This window comes from Ideonella sp. FW305-24 (genome assembly GCF_058788035.1).
In genome coordinates this window covers 576,887-591,297 of record NZ_JBYTAI010000002.1, presented here as the reverse complement: position 1 = coordinate 591,297, position 14,411 = coordinate 576,887, and the positions used below count along the sequence as shown (strand labels likewise).

The 14,411-nt window shown below is 68.0% G+C and carries 14 protein-coding genes; 9 read left to right on the top strand and 5 right to left on the bottom strand.

Annotation, left to right across the window (positions count from 1 at the left end):
- Positions 1-55: 55 nt before the first annotated feature.
- Positions 56-1,231 carry a homoserine O-succinyltransferase MetX gene (gene metX / locus AC3WR5_RS08325; protein ID WP_492483416.1) on the top strand — a complete coding sequence of 392 codons (1,176 nt, stop codon included), beginning with the start codon at positions 56-58 and terminating at the stop codon, positions 1,229-1,231.
- Positions 1,228-1,809, top strand: coding sequence for a methionine biosynthesis protein MetW (metW, locus tag AC3WR5_RS08320; RefSeq protein WP_141290021.1), 582 nt, complete (start codon positions 1,228-1,230; stop codon positions 1,807-1,809). The genes metX and metW overlap by 4 nt, the downstream gene beginning before the upstream one ends.
- A gap of 28 nt (positions 1,810-1,837) precedes the next feature.
- Here the strand turns inward: metW and AC3WR5_RS08315 are convergent, their stop codons facing one another.
- Complete coding sequence (locus AC3WR5_RS08315; RefSeq protein ID WP_492483414.1) at positions 1,838-2,488, bottom strand: porin family protein; 651 nt, start codon at positions 2,486-2,488, stop codon at positions 1,838-1,840.
- Between the two features lie 310 nt (positions 2,489-2,798).
- On the opposite strand from AC3WR5_RS08315, the gene AC3WR5_RS08310 reads away from it, so the two are divergent.
- Both AC3WR5_RS08310 and AC3WR5_RS08305 read left to right on the top strand, forming a co-directional pair.
- Positions 2,799-3,701 carry an alpha/beta hydrolase gene (locus AC3WR5_RS08310; protein ID WP_492483412.1) on the top strand — a complete coding sequence of 301 codons (903 nt, stop codon included), beginning with the start codon at positions 2,799-2,801 and terminating at the stop codon, positions 3,699-3,701.
- A 139-nt stretch (positions 3,702-3,840) separates the two neighbouring features.
- Positions 3,841-5,307, top strand: coding sequence for a M20 family metallopeptidase (locus tag AC3WR5_RS08305; RefSeq protein ID WP_492483410.1), 1,467 nt, complete (start codon positions 3,841-3,843; stop codon positions 5,305-5,307).
- 120 nt (positions 5,308-5,427) lie between these two features.
- Here the strand turns inward: AC3WR5_RS08305 and AC3WR5_RS08300 are convergent, their stop codons facing one another.
- Positions 5,428-5,712: a DUF4148 domain-containing protein gene (locus AC3WR5_RS08300; RefSeq protein WP_141289838.1), complete on the bottom strand. Its 285-nt coding sequence runs from the start codon at positions 5,710-5,712 to the stop codon at positions 5,428-5,430.
- Positions 5,713-5,877: 165 nt separating this feature from the next.
- On the opposite strand from AC3WR5_RS08300, the gene AC3WR5_RS08295 reads away from it, so the two are divergent.
- On the top strand, positions 5,878-6,915 hold the full coding sequence (locus AC3WR5_RS08295; RefSeq protein ID WP_492483408.1) for a LysR family transcriptional regulator: 1,038 nt from the start codon (positions 5,878-5,880) through the stop codon (positions 6,913-6,915).
- A 148-nt stretch (positions 6,916-7,063) separates the two neighbouring features.
- Here AC3WR5_RS08295 and AC3WR5_RS08290 read toward each other — a convergent pair whose 3' ends face one another.
- A complete protein-coding gene (locus AC3WR5_RS08290; protein WP_141289836.1) occupies positions 7,064-8,167 on the bottom strand; it encodes an aminoglycoside phosphotransferase family protein in 1,104 nt (367 codons plus the stop codon).
- Between the two features lie 216 nt (positions 8,168-8,383).
- Here AC3WR5_RS08290 and AC3WR5_RS08285 point away from each other — a divergent pair, with 216 nt between their 5' ends.
- The 4 genes from AC3WR5_RS08285 (at position 8,384) to AC3WR5_RS08270 (ending at position 13,459) form a co-directional block, all read left to right on the top strand.
- Positions 8,384-10,771: an LPS-assembly protein LptD gene (locus tag AC3WR5_RS08285; protein WP_231010321.1), complete on the top strand. Its 2,388-nt coding sequence runs from the start codon at positions 8,384-8,386 to the stop codon at positions 10,769-10,771.
- The gene (locus AC3WR5_RS08280) at positions 10,771-12,114 is read left to right on the top strand and encodes a peptidylprolyl isomerase (RefSeq protein ID WP_231010314.1); all 1,344 of its coding nucleotides are present in this window, start codon (positions 10,771-10,773) and stop codon (positions 12,112-12,114) included. Before AC3WR5_RS08285 ends, AC3WR5_RS08280 begins: the two co-directional genes overlap by 1 nt.
- Positions 12,115-12,253: 139 nt before the next feature.
- Entirely contained in the window at positions 12,254-13,018 is a 765-nt protein-coding gene (gene rsmA / locus AC3WR5_RS08275; protein ID WP_141288261.1) for a 16S rRNA (adenine(1518)-N(6)/adenine(1519)-N(6))-dimethyltransferase RsmA, read from the top strand.
- A 270-nt stretch (positions 13,019-13,288) separates the two neighbouring features.
- Positions 13,289-13,459, top strand: a complete 171-nt coding sequence (locus AC3WR5_RS08270) for a hypothetical protein (protein WP_170200914.1) — start codon at positions 13,289-13,291, stop codon at positions 13,457-13,459.
- Here the strand turns inward: AC3WR5_RS08270 and AC3WR5_RS08265 are convergent.
- Entirely contained in the window at positions 13,434-13,829 is a 396-nt protein-coding gene (locus AC3WR5_RS08265; protein WP_141288262.1) for a barstar family protein, read from the bottom strand. The two genes, AC3WR5_RS08270 and AC3WR5_RS08265, sit on opposite strands and share 26 nt — an antisense overlap.
- 47 nt (positions 13,830-13,876) lie before the next feature.
- The gene (locus AC3WR5_RS08260; RefSeq protein WP_375140583.1) at positions 13,877-14,320 is read right to left on the bottom strand and encodes a guanyl-specific ribonuclease; all 444 of its coding nucleotides are present in this window, start codon (positions 14,318-14,320) and stop codon (positions 13,877-13,879) included.
- Positions 14,321-14,411: the final 91 nt, after the last annotated feature.

The window sequence follows — 14,411 nt, the reverse complement described above, 5'->3', positions numbered from 1 at the left end:
ACCCGGTGTCCGCTTCTTGTGCGGTGCCGGGTGTTCTTGTTTTGGGGTTTGCAACATGGCTTCGCTGGGCGTCGTCACACCGCAGCAAATGCATTTCGAGCAGCCGCTGCCGCTGCAAAGCGGCGCGCAGCTGGCCGACTACACGCTGGTCTACGAGACCTACGGCACGCTGAATGCCGCACGCAGCAATGCGGTGCTGGTCTGCCATGCGCTGAATGCCTCGCACCACGTGGCGGGGCTGCATGCGGGCGAGCCCAAAAGCGAGGGTTGGTGGGACAACATGATCGGGCCCGGCAAGCCGCTGGACACCGACAAGTTTTTCGTCATCGGCATCAACAACCCCGGCTCCTGCTTCGGCTCGACCGGGCCGATGCACACTGACCCGAACCCGGCGAAAAACGGCCAGCCTTATGGTGCTGACTTTCCCGTCGTCACGGTGGAGGACTGGGTCGACGCACAGGCGCGGCTCATTGAGCGCCTGGGCATCACGCAGCTGGCGGCCGTGCTTGGTGGCAGCCTGGGCGGCATGCAGGCGCTGGCCTGGACGCTGCGCTACCCGGAGCGCCTGCGCCACTGCGTGGCGGTGGCCACGGCGCCCAACCTGTCGGCGCAGAACATCGCCTTCAACGAGGTGGCGCGCCGCGCCATCGTGACCGACCCGGACTTCCACGGCGGGCATTTCTACGCCCATGGCGTGGTGCCCAAGCGCGGCCTGCGCGTGGCCCGCATGATCGGCCACATCACCTACCTGAGCGACGACTCGATGGAGGCCAAGTTCGGCCGCGAGCTGCGCAACGGCGCGCCCAGCTACAGCACGCAGGACATCGAGTTCCAGATCGAGAGCTACCTGCGCCACCAGGGCGACAAGTTCAGCGACTATTTCGACGCCAACACCTACCTGCTGATCACCCGCGCGCTGGACTATTTCGACCCGGCACGCGCGCATGCCGGCGACCTGACGCGGGCGTTTGCGGTGGCGCGCGAAAAGAAGTTCCTCTTGGTCAGCTTCACGACCGACTGGCGCTTCTCACCCGCCCGTTCGCGCGAGATCGTCAAGGCATTGGTGGACAACCGCGTGGACCTGAGTTATGCCGAGATCGCCGCGCCGCATGGCCACGACGCCTTCCTGCTCGAAGACCCGCGCTACCACGGCGTGATGCGGGCGTATTTCGAGCGCATCGCGGCCGAGACCGCGAACGTGCCGCTTCAGGCCAAGGGGTTTGCAGCATGAGTGAGAGGAAAGACCTTGAAGTAATCGCGAGCCTGGTGCCAGAAGGTGCGCGTGTGCTCGACCTGGGCTGCGGCACCGGCGAGCTGCTGGCCTACCTGCAGCAGCACCGCGGCTGCAGCGGCTACGGCATCGAGCTGGACGACGCCAATGTGCTGGCCTGTGCGCAGCGCGGCGTCAACGTGATCCAGCTGAACCTGGAAGAAGGCCTGGACCTGTTCGACGACCGCAGCTTCGACGTGGTGCTGCAGCTCGAAACCCTGCAGCACTTGCGCAATGCCGAGCGGATGCTGCGCGAGACGGCGCGCGTGGGCCGCATCGGCATCGTCAGCTTCCCGAACTTCGCCCACTGGCCGAACCGGCTCAGCGTGGTGCGCGGCCGCATGCCGGTGACACGCGCGCTGCCCTACGAGTGGTACGACACGCCGAACATCCGGGTTGGCACCTTGGCCGACTTCGAGGTGCTGGCGCGCAAGAACGGGCTGAACATCGAGGACAGCTTCGGCCTGCAGGGCGGGCGCGTCGTGCGGCGCTGGCCCAACCTGCGAGCCAGCGTCGCGGTGTTCAAGTTCTCGAAGTAGCGCTCGCTGCGAAAGGCGAGCGCGGCGTTCAGAACCCGACCTTCACGCCCAGGCTGTACTGGTCGATGTCCTGGTGGTCGGAGAAAGCATCGAAGCGGTAACGGTTCCATTCGCCGCGCAGCGCCACCTGCTTGCTCAGGTCGTACTGCACGCCGGCGCCCAGCTTCAGGCCGTTGCCGTGGTCGTCGCCGGCAGTGGTCTTCAGATTCGCGCCGGCATAGCCGAGGCGGCCCAGCAGCGAGAAACGCTCGCCGATCGGCAGCGTGCCCACCGCATCCAGGTAGCCGCCCTGGGCCTTGGCCGAGGTGCTGAGGCCTTCGACGTCGCCCTTCAGGCGGCCTAGGTTCATGTAGCCTGCTTCCAGTGACCAGTTCGGCGTGAACGAATAGCCGCCGTAGAGGTTCACGCCCACGCCCTGGTTGTCGCCATCGCTGCCGTTGACAGGCCCGTGCCACTGCGGCACCGCCAAGCTGCCACCGAGGTAAAGCCCCTCGGCACGAGAGCTGGCGGCAAAGCCCAGCGCTGCAAGCCCGAGCAAGGCCACGCCCAGCTGCGCGGCACGTCGACCACGGCGCCGCGTCACCAGCGGCAGCACTTGCGGCTGGCCGGGGCGAGGTGCCGCCGAGCCGGCAGGCAGGCCTTGGGCAGCAACACGGGAACGGGAGAAGAAGCGAGTCATGTGATGCCTTTCTGTATTGCACAGCCGGGTGGCTGCGAAGTGCGGTGCCTGCGAGGCGAGATCGTTGCGGGCCTCTTTTTTGGCACTGCTTTGAGATAGACCTGCGGGCAAACCCGGATGTTCCGTTGCTGGGCGTAAAGAAGCCCGAAGTGAAAGCGGATGTCAGACGAAGCCTGCGTTTGCAAGCGTGCCCCGGCTTTTTGCCGCTTCAGGCACCTGGCTTGCCGGAACCTGCTTTTGGCTTCGCAGGTCGCGCCCTGTGCGGGTGAACGCCAAGGGCCTGTGCGTTGGCGCCTCGTAGACTGCCTCGATGAGCACCCTCCCAGAATTCCTGGCGCCGGCCTGGCGCAGCCCGGACGGCCTGAACCTGCAGCGTTACCGATGGCAGCCCACAGGGCCGGCGCGCGGGCAACTGCTGATCGTGCACGGCCTGGGCGAGCACGCCGGCCGTTACCAGGCGCTGGCGCAGACCCTGGCCGGCGAGGGCTGGCAGGTGCAGGCCTACGACCAGCGTGGCCACGGGCGTTCGCAAGGTGCGCCGGGGCGCATCGCGGCAGACGACAGTTTGCTGAGCGACCTCGGGGGCCTCTGGGACGCGGTTTCGGCCGAAGCCCCGGCCGGCGCGCCACGGGTGCTGCTCGGGCACAGTCTGGGCGGACTGGTCGCCGGGCGTTTCGTCGCCGAGGCGCTGCAGCCGCAGCCGGCCGCATGGTCACGCACGGTGGACGCGCTGGTGCTGTCGTCGCCCGCGCTGGATGGCGGCATGAGTGCGTTCCAGAAGAAGCTGGTCTCGCTGGTCTGCGCCCTCTCGCCATCGCTGGCGGTCAACAACGGCCTGGATGCCGACTGGATCTGCCGCGACCCGGCGGTGGTGCAGGCCTACCGCGACGACCCGCTGGTGCATGACCGCATCAGCGGCCGGCTCGCGCGTTTCGTGCGTGATGAAGGCCCGGCTGTCGAAGCGCTGGCTTCTCGCTGGCGCGTGCCCACGCTGCTGATGTGGGCCGGTGCGGACCGCTGCGTTGCCCCGGCCGGCAGCGCGCGCTTCGCGCAACATGCGCCGGCGCTGGTGCGCACCCGCGAGTGGCCGGGCCTGGCCCACGAGATCTTCAACGAGCCCGAACGGGCGCAAGTCGTCTCTGCCCTGCTGGCCTGGCTGCAGGCGGTGGACCGGCGTGGCGCGGTGGCGGCACCCATGGCCGCCGTCGCCTGAGCCCCCGCCTCGGTTCGGGCTGGCACGGGAAGCGCAAAATACTGGGTTGGCGCCCGTTGGGGTGCGCTGCCACAGGGCCGATCCGGCCCGTTCCCGTCCAGCACCGCGCCGGCACCCGGCGCGCCGGAGGCTTCACACCATGAATGCACCTGAAAAACTGCCCGGCCTCGATTCGGCACAACTGAATCGGTTCGTCACCGAGGCCTGGAGCGAGCGCATCGTTCCGAACCTGGTCGACTACATCGCAGTGCCGGCCAAGAGCCCGATGTTCGACCCCGACTGGGCCGCGCACGGCCTGATCGACCGCGTGGTGCGCGACGCCGCGGCCTGGGTCGAGGGCCGCAAGGTGCCGGGGCTGAAGCTGGAGGTCATCCGCGGCGAAGGCCGCACGCCGGTGATCTTCTTCGAGGTCGAGTCGACCAAGCCCGGTGGCACGCAGACGGTGCTGATGTACGGCCACCTGGACAAGCAGCCCGAGTTCAACGGCTGGCGCTCGGACCTGGGCCCGTGGACGCCCAAGCTGGAGGACGGCAAGCTCTATGGCCGCGGCGGCGCGGACGATGGTTACGCGGTCTATGCCGCAGTCAGCGCGATCGAGGCGCTGAAGGCGCAGCATGCGCCGCACCCGCGCATCGTCGGCCTGATCGAGAGCTGCGAGGAATCCGGCTCGTTCGACCTGCCGTTGTACCTGGAACAGCTGAAGGACAGGCTGGGCGACGTGAGCCTGGTGGTCTGCCTGGATTCGGGCGCCGGCAATTACGACCAGCTGTGGCTGACGACCAGCCTGCGCGGCAACATCACCGGCGCGCTGAAGGTCGAGATCCTGACCGAGGGCATCCACTCGGGCGACGCCAGCGGGCTGGTGCCGTCGAGCTTCCGCATCATGCGGCAGGTGCTGGACCGGCTGGAAGATTCCGCCACCGGCCGGCTGCTGCCGCCGGTCTTCCACTGCGAAGTGCCGGCCTCGCGCGTGGCGCAGGCCCAGGCCACGGCCGACATCCTCGGCGACGAGGTCTGGAAGCGCTACCCCTGGGCCTGCGGCGCCGACGGCGGCGCGACCTTGCCCACCACCACCGACCCGGTGCAGGCGCTGCTGAACCGCACCTGGCGGCCCACGCTGTCGGTCACTGGCGTGGAAGGCATGCCGTCGCTGGAAAACGCCGGCAACGTGCTGCGGCCCTACACCGCGTTCAAGCTCTCGCTGCGGCTGCCGCCGCTGGTGCAGGGCCACGAGGCGGCGGTGCAGCTGAAGGCGCTGCTGGAAGACAACGCGCCCTACAACGCCAAGGTCACCTTCGTGCCGGATGGCCGCGTGGGCCAATGGGGGGCGACCGGCTGGGACGCGCCTGAACTCTCGCCGTGGCTGGAGACGGCGATGGACCAGTCCTCGCGCAGGCACTTCGGCGCACCGCTGGGCTACATCGGCCAGGGTGGCACCATCCCGCTGATGAGCCTGCTGCAGCAGGGCTTCCCGAAGGCGCAGATGATGGTTTGCGGCGTGCTGGGTCCGAAGAGCAATGCGCACGGGCCCAACGAGTTCCTGCACATTGGCTACGGCACACGGCTGACGGCGGCGGTGGCCGAGGTCATCGCGGCCCATCCCTGAACGTGGCCGTCAAGGGCAGCTGCCGGCTCAGGACGTGAAAAAGCGGGCCTCAAGCCCGCTTTGGTTCTGGCGTGTCTGGCAGACCTGGCCCTCGGGGACCAAGCTGCCGTTGCCCCGCGCTCACTGGGCGCTGGTCTTGGTTTCGGTGTCGGGGGTCTTGGTGGTCGCCGGGGTGCTGGCAGCAAACGCGGTGGGCGCCTGGACGCGGACGCGACGCGGGGTCTGCATGACTTCCTGGTCGGCGAAGTTCATTTCGCCATTGGCGCGGGCCTGGGCCAGTTCGGCCAGCACTTCGGCACGGGTACGCGGCTGGTCGGCCTTGTCGGCGGCCTGGGCCACGTTCAGGGTGGCGACAGATGCCAGCAGCAGGCCGGCAACCATGGAAGCGGAGGAGAAGCGGGTCATCTGAGTTCCTTTCGTTTCGGCCCAGGGTTAGTGCCGATAGGGTTGAACTGTAGAGATTTGGATCGAAGGAATAAATAAGGTTTGCGCACACGCAGTGTTCTCGTTTCGCAAACAATCGAAACGGCGCTGCCGGCCCCTCAGTCTTTGAATTCCTGGAGTGCTTGCATGCCCACCTTGCGCGCCATGCGGGTGTTTGCCCGTGTCGTCGACGAAGGCAGCCTGGCTGCCGCGGCGCGCGCGCTGGACCTGGCACCGGCCGTCGTGACCCGGCTGATTTCTGAGCTGGAGACGCACCTTGACGCCCGGCTGCTGAACCGCACAACGCGCCGGCTGTCGTTGACCGAAACCGGCGAGGCTTACCTGGAGCGGGTGCGGCAGATCCTGGCCGACATCGACGAAGCCGAGGCCATGACTTCGGCTTCGGTGCACGAGCCACGCGGTCATGTGCGGCTGCTGACCGCGCCGGCCTTCGCCGTGCACCAGATCGCCAAGCTGCTGCCGCGCTTCCATGCGCTGTACCCGCACGTGACGCTGGAGATCACCGCACCCGGCGCGGTAGAGGCGGTCGACGAAAGCTTTGACCTGACGCTGGTGCACACCCGCAAGCCGCTGGACGGCCAGTTCGTGGCCCGCCGGCTGGCGCGCACCGAGGTGATCTGCTGCGCCTCGCCCGAGTACCTGGACAAACGCGGCCGGCCGCAGCACCCGGCCGAGTTCAAGCAGCACGACATGCTGATCCCGCCGGCTTCAGAGGTGACACGCGGCGTCACCTTCTACCGATGCGGCGCGAAGGAGGGCGACACCGGGCCGGACGTGGTCCACATGGTGCCGCGCCGCGGCGTGTTGAGCACCCTGCATGTGGACGCCAACTACGCCGCGGCGCTGGCTGGCCTGGGCATTGCCGGCCTGCCGTCCTTCGTGGCCGAAGACGCGCTGATGGAGCATGCGCTGGAGCGTGTCATCCCCGAATGGCGGCTCTACAGCCAGACGCTGTGGCTGTGCATGCCCACGCGCCATCACCTGCCGGCCCGCACCCGCGCGCTGCGCGATTTCCTGGTCGAGGCATTTGGCGGCGAGGACCGGGACCCGTGGCTGGCCGCAGCCGGTTGCGAGACACGCCCGTTTGCGGCCGACTGCGTCAAGGCACTTGAAACCATGGCCAGCGCGAGCTCAGCGCCCGCCGGGCCGCCCCAAGGGCGCTGAGCCAACCCGCTCGGCGGGTGGTTCGACGTACTCGTCGGGCCGGGTGCCCCAATTTACAGCTCAGCGCCCGCCGGGCCGCCCCAAGGGCGCTGAGCCAACCCGCTCGGCGGGTGGTCTCGCGTACCCGCGAGGCCGGGGGTGCGCCATGTCAAAAGGTGTAGCCGGTGCTCAGCTTGGCCTGTTGCATCGGCTCGATCAGCGCGAGCAGCGGCTTCAGCGGCTGGTAGCGCAGCGCCACTTTGTTCGCGTAGGCAAAGAAGCGTGGCAGGTCTTCGCTGTAGCGCGGTTTGCCGTCGCGGTGCTTCAGGCGACAGAAGATGCCCAGGATCTTCAGGTGGCGCTGCAGGCCCATCCATTCGAGCTGGCGCCAGAACTCGCCAAAGTCCTCGTCCACCGGCAGCCCGGCCTTGCGCGCGGCCTGCCAGTAGCGCACGGCCCAATCCAGTTCCTGCTCTTCGTCCCAGGACAGGAAGGCATCGCGCAGCAGCGAGGCCACGTCGTAGCTGATGGGGCCGCGCACGGCGTCCTGGAAGTCCAGGATGGCCGGGTTCGGGTCGGCCACCATCAGGTTGCGCGGCATCCAGTCGCGGTGCACCGCCACGGTGGGCTGCGCCAGCGCGCTGGCCACCAGCCGGTCGCACACCAACTGCCAGCGGGCGTGTTGCTCGGCTGTCCAGGTGATGCCGAATTCGCGCTGCACGCACCATTCGGGGAACAGCGCCAGCTCGCGGCGCAGCAGCGCGTCGTCGTACGGCGGCAACGGTGTCGCGTCGACATGGCCCTGCCACTGCACCAGCGCACGGATCGCGTCGCGCATCAGCTTGTCGGCCTGGGCACAGTCCTCGGCCTGCAGGGCGTCGAGGTACAGCGTGCGGCCCAGGTCGCTGAGCAACAGGAAACCTTGTTCGGCGTCGCAGGCCAGCACCTGCGGGCCGTGCAGTCCCGCCTGCTGGATCAGCCCGGCAACCTGCACAAACGGCGCCACATCTTCCAGCGGCGGCGGCGCGTCCATCACGATCAGGGTGGAAAGCGGCATGCCGGCCGGCTGTGCCTGGATGCGGAAATAGCGCCGGAAGCTGGCGTCGGCCGAGGCGGCCTCCAGGCTGGCCACTTGCAGGCCGTGCGAGGCCACCAGCGGCTGTAGCCATTGCTCGAAGGCCAGGCGTCGGCCTGCATTGCCCCAGGCGATGCGGGCGGGGCATTGCACGGGGGCCACGGGGGGCGAAGCGGGGGCGGGGGGTTCAGGTGTCATCAGGGCATGCCGGCTGGCCACGGCCTGCCGCGGCAGGGTTCACACCTTGGCGCCTTCGCCTGGAAGGGCTTCGGTGCGGGCCGCTTGGGGCGGCCGGGCAGGGCTCATGGATAATCTTCATTCTAATGACGCCCCGGGCGGCCGCTGCCGGCCTGCCCTGTGTTGAGCCGCTTGCCGCGACCGGTGGGGCTTGCACATCACCGCGAGTTGCCGCGCTTGTTTCTCCCGCTGCCTGCCCCCCGCCGCTCCCGCCGCCTCTGTCCTGCGCCCTTCGCCTGGCTGCCGCTGGCCGCCGGGCTGGCGCTGGCCTTTGGCGTGGCGCCGTTGGCCTGGGGCCAGTCGACCGCTGCCGCGCTGCCTGCGCCGGCCCTGACCACGCCCGCCCAGTCCCGGCCCGGCAAGGTCAACCCGCAGCCGCCCATCGATGGCAGCAGCGACAGCCCGGTGCAGCTGACAGCGCGCGAAGTGCACAGCCAGCTCAACCAGGAAACCCAGGCGCTGGGCGATGTGGAGCTGCGCCGCGGTGGCCTGCTGCTGACCTCGGACACCTTGCGCTACCTGCAGGCCCAGCGCCTGGTGATGGCCAGCGGCCAGGTGCGGCTGAGCAGCGGCGGCGACATGTTCAATGGCGAGCAGGCCCAGTTGCTGCTGGACAGCCACACCGGCTACGTGACCGAGCCGACCTACTACTTCGCCCGCACCGCCGCCGGTGGCAACGCGCGCCGCATCGACTTCACCGGCCCGCAGCAGCTCACCGCCTACAACGCCAACTACAGCAGTTGCACCCGCGAGGCCGATGGCGAACCCGGCTGGGAGCTGCGCATGGACAAGCTGGACCTGGACTTCGATGCCAACGAAGGCAAGGCCACCGGCGCGGTGCTGCGTTTCCTGGGCGTGCCCATCCTGGCGCTGCCGTCGATGAGCTTTCCGACCAGCGACGCGGCCAAGTCCGGCTGGTTGCCACCGACGATCGACTTCTTCGACAGCCGAGGCGGCTTCGGCTTTTCGGTGCCGTACTACTGGCGCTTCGCGCCGAACTACGACCTGATGCTCACGCCGGTGCTCTCGTCGCGCCGCGGCACCGCGCTGCGCAGTGAATTCCGCTACCTGCAGCCCAATGACAGTGGGCGGCTGGAGCTGCACTGGGTGCCGGAAGACCGCACCACCGACACCCGCCGCTACTCGGTGCAGGCCGAGCACGAAGGCGCGCTGGACAACGGCGTGCGCTACGAGCTGGCCTACGAAGACGCGTCCGACGACCGCTACTGGAAGGACTTCTCGCGCCTGCTGCCCAGCCTGGCGCCGCGGCTGCTGCCGCAGCAGGCGGGCGTCTGGCGCTCGTGGGCGGTGGACCAGGGCAACCTGTCGGTCTATGCCCGGGTGCAGGACTGGCGGGTGCTGCAGGATGTGGACACGCCCATCGAGGTGCCGTACCAGCGCGCGCCGCAGATCGGCGCGCGGCTCAGCAATGTGGGCTGGCAGTCGCTGCGCTTCGACCTGGAGACCGAGGCCAACCGCTTCACGCTGAACGATCGGGCGGCCGGCGACACGAGGCCCCAGGGCAGCCGCGTGCATGCGCTCGGCGCCGTCGCGCGTCCCTACGACTTCGGCTGGGGCTGGCTGACGCCGCGCCTGGCGGTCAACGCCGCGGCCTACGACACCGATGAGCCGATGACCGACGGCCGCACCCGCGCCCACCGCGTGATCCCCACCGCCAGCATCGACGGCGGGTTGCGCTTCGAGCGCGATTCGACCTGGTTCGGCACCCGCTTCGTGCAGACGCTGGAGCCGCGCCTGCACTACCTGAACACGCCCACCCATGGCCAGGATGCGCTGCCGCTGTTCGACACCGCAGCCAGTGACTTCAACTCGCTGTCCATCTATGCCGACAACGAGTTCACCGGCATTGACCGCGTCAGCGACGCGCACCAGATCACGCTGGGCGCCAGCACCCGCTGGATAGAGCCGGACACCGGCGTCGAGCGCTTCAGCCTGGGCGCCGCGCAGCGCTTCCAGTTCCGCGACCAGAAACTGACGGCCGATGGCCAGGCCAGCGACAACCATGTCTCGGACCTGTTGGTGTTCGCCGCCGGCCGGCTGGGGCAGGACTGGCGGACCGACACCACGCTGCAGTACAACCCCGACCTCGGCCGCACGGTGCGCTCCATCATCTCGATGCGCTACAACCCGGCGCCGTTCCACACGCTGGCCGGCACCTATCGCTACTCGCGCGGCCTGAGCGAGCAGTTCGAGCTCGGCTACCAATGGCCGCTGTTCAGCGGCAAGGGTGCGCAAACTGCGGATGGCAGCTGCCAGGGCACGCTGTATGGTGTGGGCCGCGTCAACTACAGCCTGAAGGACCACCGCACCACCGATTCCATCGTCGGCCTCGAATACGACGCAGGCTGCTGGATCGCACGGGTGGTGGCGGAGCGTGTCTCCACCGGCCAGTCCGAAGCCACCAAGCGGCTGATGATCCAGCTGGAGCTGGTCGGCCTGTCCCGCCTGGGCAGCAACCCGCTGCAGGTCCTGAAGGACAATATCCCCGGTTACCGGCTGCTGCGTGATGACAACGCAGCGCCACCGTCCACGGTGAATCCATGATGTCTTCCTCGCGTTCCCTCTTCCGCCTGCTGCCGCTGATGGCTGCGCTGGCCTTTCCTCACCTGGGTGCGATGGCCCAGCGCGTGGGCACCAAGCCTGCACCGGTGATTCCCGCACCCCGCACCGCGGACTACATCGTGGCCGTGGTCAACAACGAATTGGTGACCCAGGTCGAGGTTGAGCAGCGCATCGCCAGGGCCAAGGAAGAGGCAGGGCGCTCTGGCGCCAAGCTGCCGGACGACGCCGCGCTGCGCAAGGAAGTGGTCGAACAGCTGATCGACGAGCGGGTGATGATCACCAATGCCCGCGACAGTGGCGCCAAGGTTGACGACGCCGAGCTGGACCGCGCGGTCGACAACATCGCCAGTGCCAACAAGATGACCGTGCCGCAGCTGCGCGAGCGGCTCAAGGCCGACGGCATGGACTACACGCGTTTTCGCGCCAACCTGCGCGACCAGATCCTGGCCGAGCGCAGCCGCGAGCGCGAGGTGAACTCGCGCGTGAAGATCACCGACGCCGAGGTCGACGCCTACCTGGCCGAGCAGCGTGCCGCCAAGGCCACGCGCAACGAGATCAACCTCGCGCAAATCCTGCTGACCCTGCCGGAAAATCCCAGCGAGGCCCAGGTGGCCGAAGTCCAGGCCCGCATGAAGACGGTGCAGGGCCGGCTCCAGAGCGGCGAGCCGTTTGAACTGGTCGCCAAGGCGGTTTCGGAAGACAACAACAAGGAGCGCGGTGGCGAGATCGGCTCGCGCCCGACCGACAGGTTGCCGGACCTGTTTGTTGCCGCGGTGAAGGACCTGCCGGTTGGCGCGGTCACGCCGCAGCCGCTGCGCAGCCCGGCCGGGTTCCACTTGCTGAAGGTGCTCTCGCGCGCCAGTGCGGACGTCAACACCGTCACCCAAACCCGTGCCCGCCACATCCTGCTGCGGCCGTCCGAACAACTTTCCCAGGACGCCGCGCAGCGCCGGCTGGCCGATTTCCGCGCCCAGATCCTCAGCGGCAAGCGCAGCTTCGAGGACCTGGCCAAGGCCTACTCGGAAGACGGCAGCGCCTCGCGTGGCGGCGACCTGGGCTGGGCTGCGGCCGGCACCTTCGTGCCCGAGTTCGAGATCACGATGAACGCGCTGCAGCCAGGCGGCATTTCCACACCCATCGTCTCGCGCTACGGCGTGCATCTGATCCAGGTGATGGAGCGCCGCGAGATCCCCATCGACCCCATCAAGGCGCGTGAGCAGGCCCGTGCCGCGCTGCGCGAAAAGAAGTTCGACGCGGCCTACGCCGAGTGGATCGACGACCTGCGCGCCAAGGCCTTCATCGAGATGCGCGAGCCGCCGCTGTGAGCTGTGCTTTCAAGCGGGTCGAGCGCCGGGCCGCTCCCAAGCCGGCCGCTTGCTGGCGTGACTTGTCCCCCGGACAAGTCACGTCCGCGCTCGCCCCCGTGGGGGATCGGCTGACGTACCCGTCGGACGAGGGGCTGTCATGAAGCACTTGGCGCGCAAGCGCTTTGGGCAGCACTTCCTGACCGATGCTGGATTGATCGACGACATCGTGCGCGCGATCGATCCGAAGCCGGGCCAGCCGGTGGTCGAGATCGGCCCTGGCCTGGGCGCCTTGACGCTGCCGCTGCGCGAGCGCTGCCCGGCCTTCACCGTCATCGAGCTGGACCGCGACCTGGCCGCCCGCCTGCGCAAGCAGGAAGGCCTCAGCGTGATCGAGTCCGACGTGTTGAAGGTCGACTTCAGCGCGCTGGCCGGCGAACTGGGCGGCAAGCTGCGCGTGGTCGGCAACCTGCCCTACAACATCTCCACGCCCATCCTGTTCCACCTGCTCGAACACGTGCAGCATGTGGAAGACCAGCATTTCATGCTGCAGAAGGAAGTCGTCGACCGCATGGCCGCCGGCCCCGGCAGCAAGACCTACGGCCGGCTCTCGGTGATGCTGCAGTGGCGCTACGACATCGAGTCCCTGCTCGACGTCCCGCCCGAAAGTTTCGACCCGCCACCGCAGGTCGATTCGGCGGTCGTCCGCATGATCCCGCTGCCGCAACCCGCCACGCTGGACCTGCCCCGCTTCGGCGCCATGGTGCAAGCTGCCTTCTCCCAGCGCCGCAAACTGTTGCGCCACGCACTCGGCCGCTGGCTGGATGAACAAGGCTTTGAAGGCACGTTCGACATGCAACGCCGCGCCGAGGAAGTCCCTGTGGCCGAATTCGTTGCGCTGGCGCAGTCGCTGCCGCCGCGCTGATCTCAACGCAGACGCACCAATGCAAACGGCCCGCATTCGCGGGCCGTTTGCATTCACCAACCGTCAAGGCCGCAGAGCGCAGCCGGCGCCTGGCCGCCCCTAGGCGGCTGCGCAACCCGCTTGGCGGGCGGCTCGGCGTATCCGCCGAGCCGGGTGCACCACACTCCGGGGCCAGCGCCGGGCCGCTGCCACGCGGCCCCGCTACCCGCTCGGCGGGTGGCCTCAGGTGTCCCTGAGGCCGGGTGCACAACTCAAGCGGCGTTCTGCCACATGGCGGTGTCGAAGGCGCTGCTCATCATCGGCATGTTCATGCCGAAGCTGGGGTTGCTGCCTGCTTTTGTACTGGCCTTGCTGGCCGGTTTTTCGGGGGCCGTTTCCGCAGCCCGCTCCCATGACCCGTTTTCTTGGGAGCGGGCTACTGAAAAGAATAGAAACATCTGAACGGGATTTTCCGCTCGGCCCAGAAGTCGGCCGCGTCTCGGAAGACGTCCAGAAGCTGTTCTCGGGATTCGCGGTCGAAACGCGAGTTGTCCGGCAACTGTTCCAACACGACGACAAAGCCGGGCTGCTGGCCCGATTTGTGCACCAGGTCGGTCATGCAGTCATACAGCGCGTCCAGGTTCTTCCCGAAATGCTGGGGGAACAAGAACGAGGTGGCAATGCCCTCGAGCACGTCCTGCTTGGACTGGGCTTCAGTCAGATTGGCGAACAGGAAGTGCTGGCCCGATTCCTGGGCCGCGCGCATCAGGTCATCCACCCGATAAGCGCGTATCGCCTGCACGATGTTGGGACGGACGGTCTGCAAAAGCATGGTCGCGTTCCTCCTTGGTCAAAGAAATCCAGATCCCGAAATGGCGTTCACGGCACCAGGCGGCGAAAGCTGGCGTAGTGGTCGTCGGTATAGAAACAGGCTTCAGGCTGTTGCGGTTGACGACCGCCGCACACCAAACGCCTTGCCCCACGATTCTTTGCATGGGGCGTGGGCACGGTGTACTCGCGGTAGTAGCCTCGCGCCTGAGGCGGCAGCCTGCGTTCCCGGTTGCCGAAGGCCACGCCATCCTTGTCGAAAGGAAACGGACCGCCGGCACGCACCAGGCGTTCGGTTTGCTGCGCCTCGGGCGGCAGGCTGGCCAGCGACACCGTGCCGAGCGACTCGGCGGTGACGACCATCGGTTCCCGCGCAAGGGCTGCGCCGGACCCTGCCAGTTGGACCACGGCGGCCATTCCCAGCACTGCTGCCACACCGAAGGAGCTGAGGCCACGACGCACAAAATCAAACTTTTGGCGCCAGGACCGCTCCATCGGCGTTGTTGACAGCCGACCAAGAAAAACCACGGGTTTGCCCTGAAGAATCAAACCGCGATCCTATCTGATTGGCACAAATACCACAAGT

What these genes read in the sequence shown, in the direction of transcription:
- metX (WP_492483416.1), top strand. Translation starts at nt 56, where the DNA reads ATGGCTTCGCTGGGCGTCGTCACACCGCAGCAAATGCATTTCGAGCAG.
- metW (WP_141290021.1), top strand. Translation starts at nt 1,228, where the DNA reads ATGAGTGAGAGGAAAGACCTTGAAGTAATCGCGAGCCTGGTGCCAGAA.
- AC3WR5_RS08315 (WP_492483414.1), bottom strand. Translation starts at nt 2,488, where the DNA reads ATGACTCGCTTCTTCTCCCGTTCCCGTGTTGCTGCCCAAGGCCTGCCT.
- AC3WR5_RS08310 (WP_492483412.1), top strand. Translation starts at nt 2,799, where the DNA reads ATGAGCACCCTCCCAGAATTCCTGGCGCCGGCCTGGCGCAGCCCGGAC.
- AC3WR5_RS08305 (WP_492483410.1), top strand. Translation starts at nt 3,841, where the DNA reads ATGAATGCACCTGAAAAACTGCCCGGCCTCGATTCGGCACAACTGAAT.
- AC3WR5_RS08300 (WP_141289838.1), bottom strand. Translation starts at nt 5,712, where the DNA reads ATGACCCGCTTCTCCTCCGCTTCCATGGTTGCCGGCCTGCTGCTGGCA.
- AC3WR5_RS08295 (WP_492483408.1), top strand. Translation starts at nt 5,878, where the DNA reads ATGCCCACCTTGCGCGCCATGCGGGTGTTTGCCCGTGTCGTCGACGAA.
- AC3WR5_RS08290 (WP_141289836.1), bottom strand. Translation starts at nt 8,167, where the DNA reads ATGACACCTGAACCCCCCGCCCCCGCTTCGCCCCCCGTGGCCCCCGTG.
- AC3WR5_RS08280 (WP_231010314.1), top strand. Translation starts at nt 10,771, where the DNA reads ATGTCTTCCTCGCGTTCCCTCTTCCGCCTGCTGCCGCTGATGGCTGCG.
- rsmA (WP_141288261.1), top strand. Translation starts at nt 12,254, where the DNA reads ATGAAGCACTTGGCGCGCAAGCGCTTTGGGCAGCACTTCCTGACCGAT.
- AC3WR5_RS08270 (WP_170200914.1), top strand. Translation starts at nt 13,289, where the DNA reads ATGGCGGTGTCGAAGGCGCTGCTCATCATCGGCATGTTCATGCCGAAG.
- AC3WR5_RS08265 (WP_141288262.1), bottom strand. Translation starts at nt 13,829, where the DNA reads ATGCTTTTGCAGACCGTCCGTCCCAACATCGTGCAGGCGATACGCGCT.
- AC3WR5_RS08260 (WP_375140583.1), bottom strand. Translation starts at nt 14,320, where the DNA reads ATGGAGCGGTCCTGGCGCCAAAAGTTTGATTTTGTGCGTCGTGGCCTC.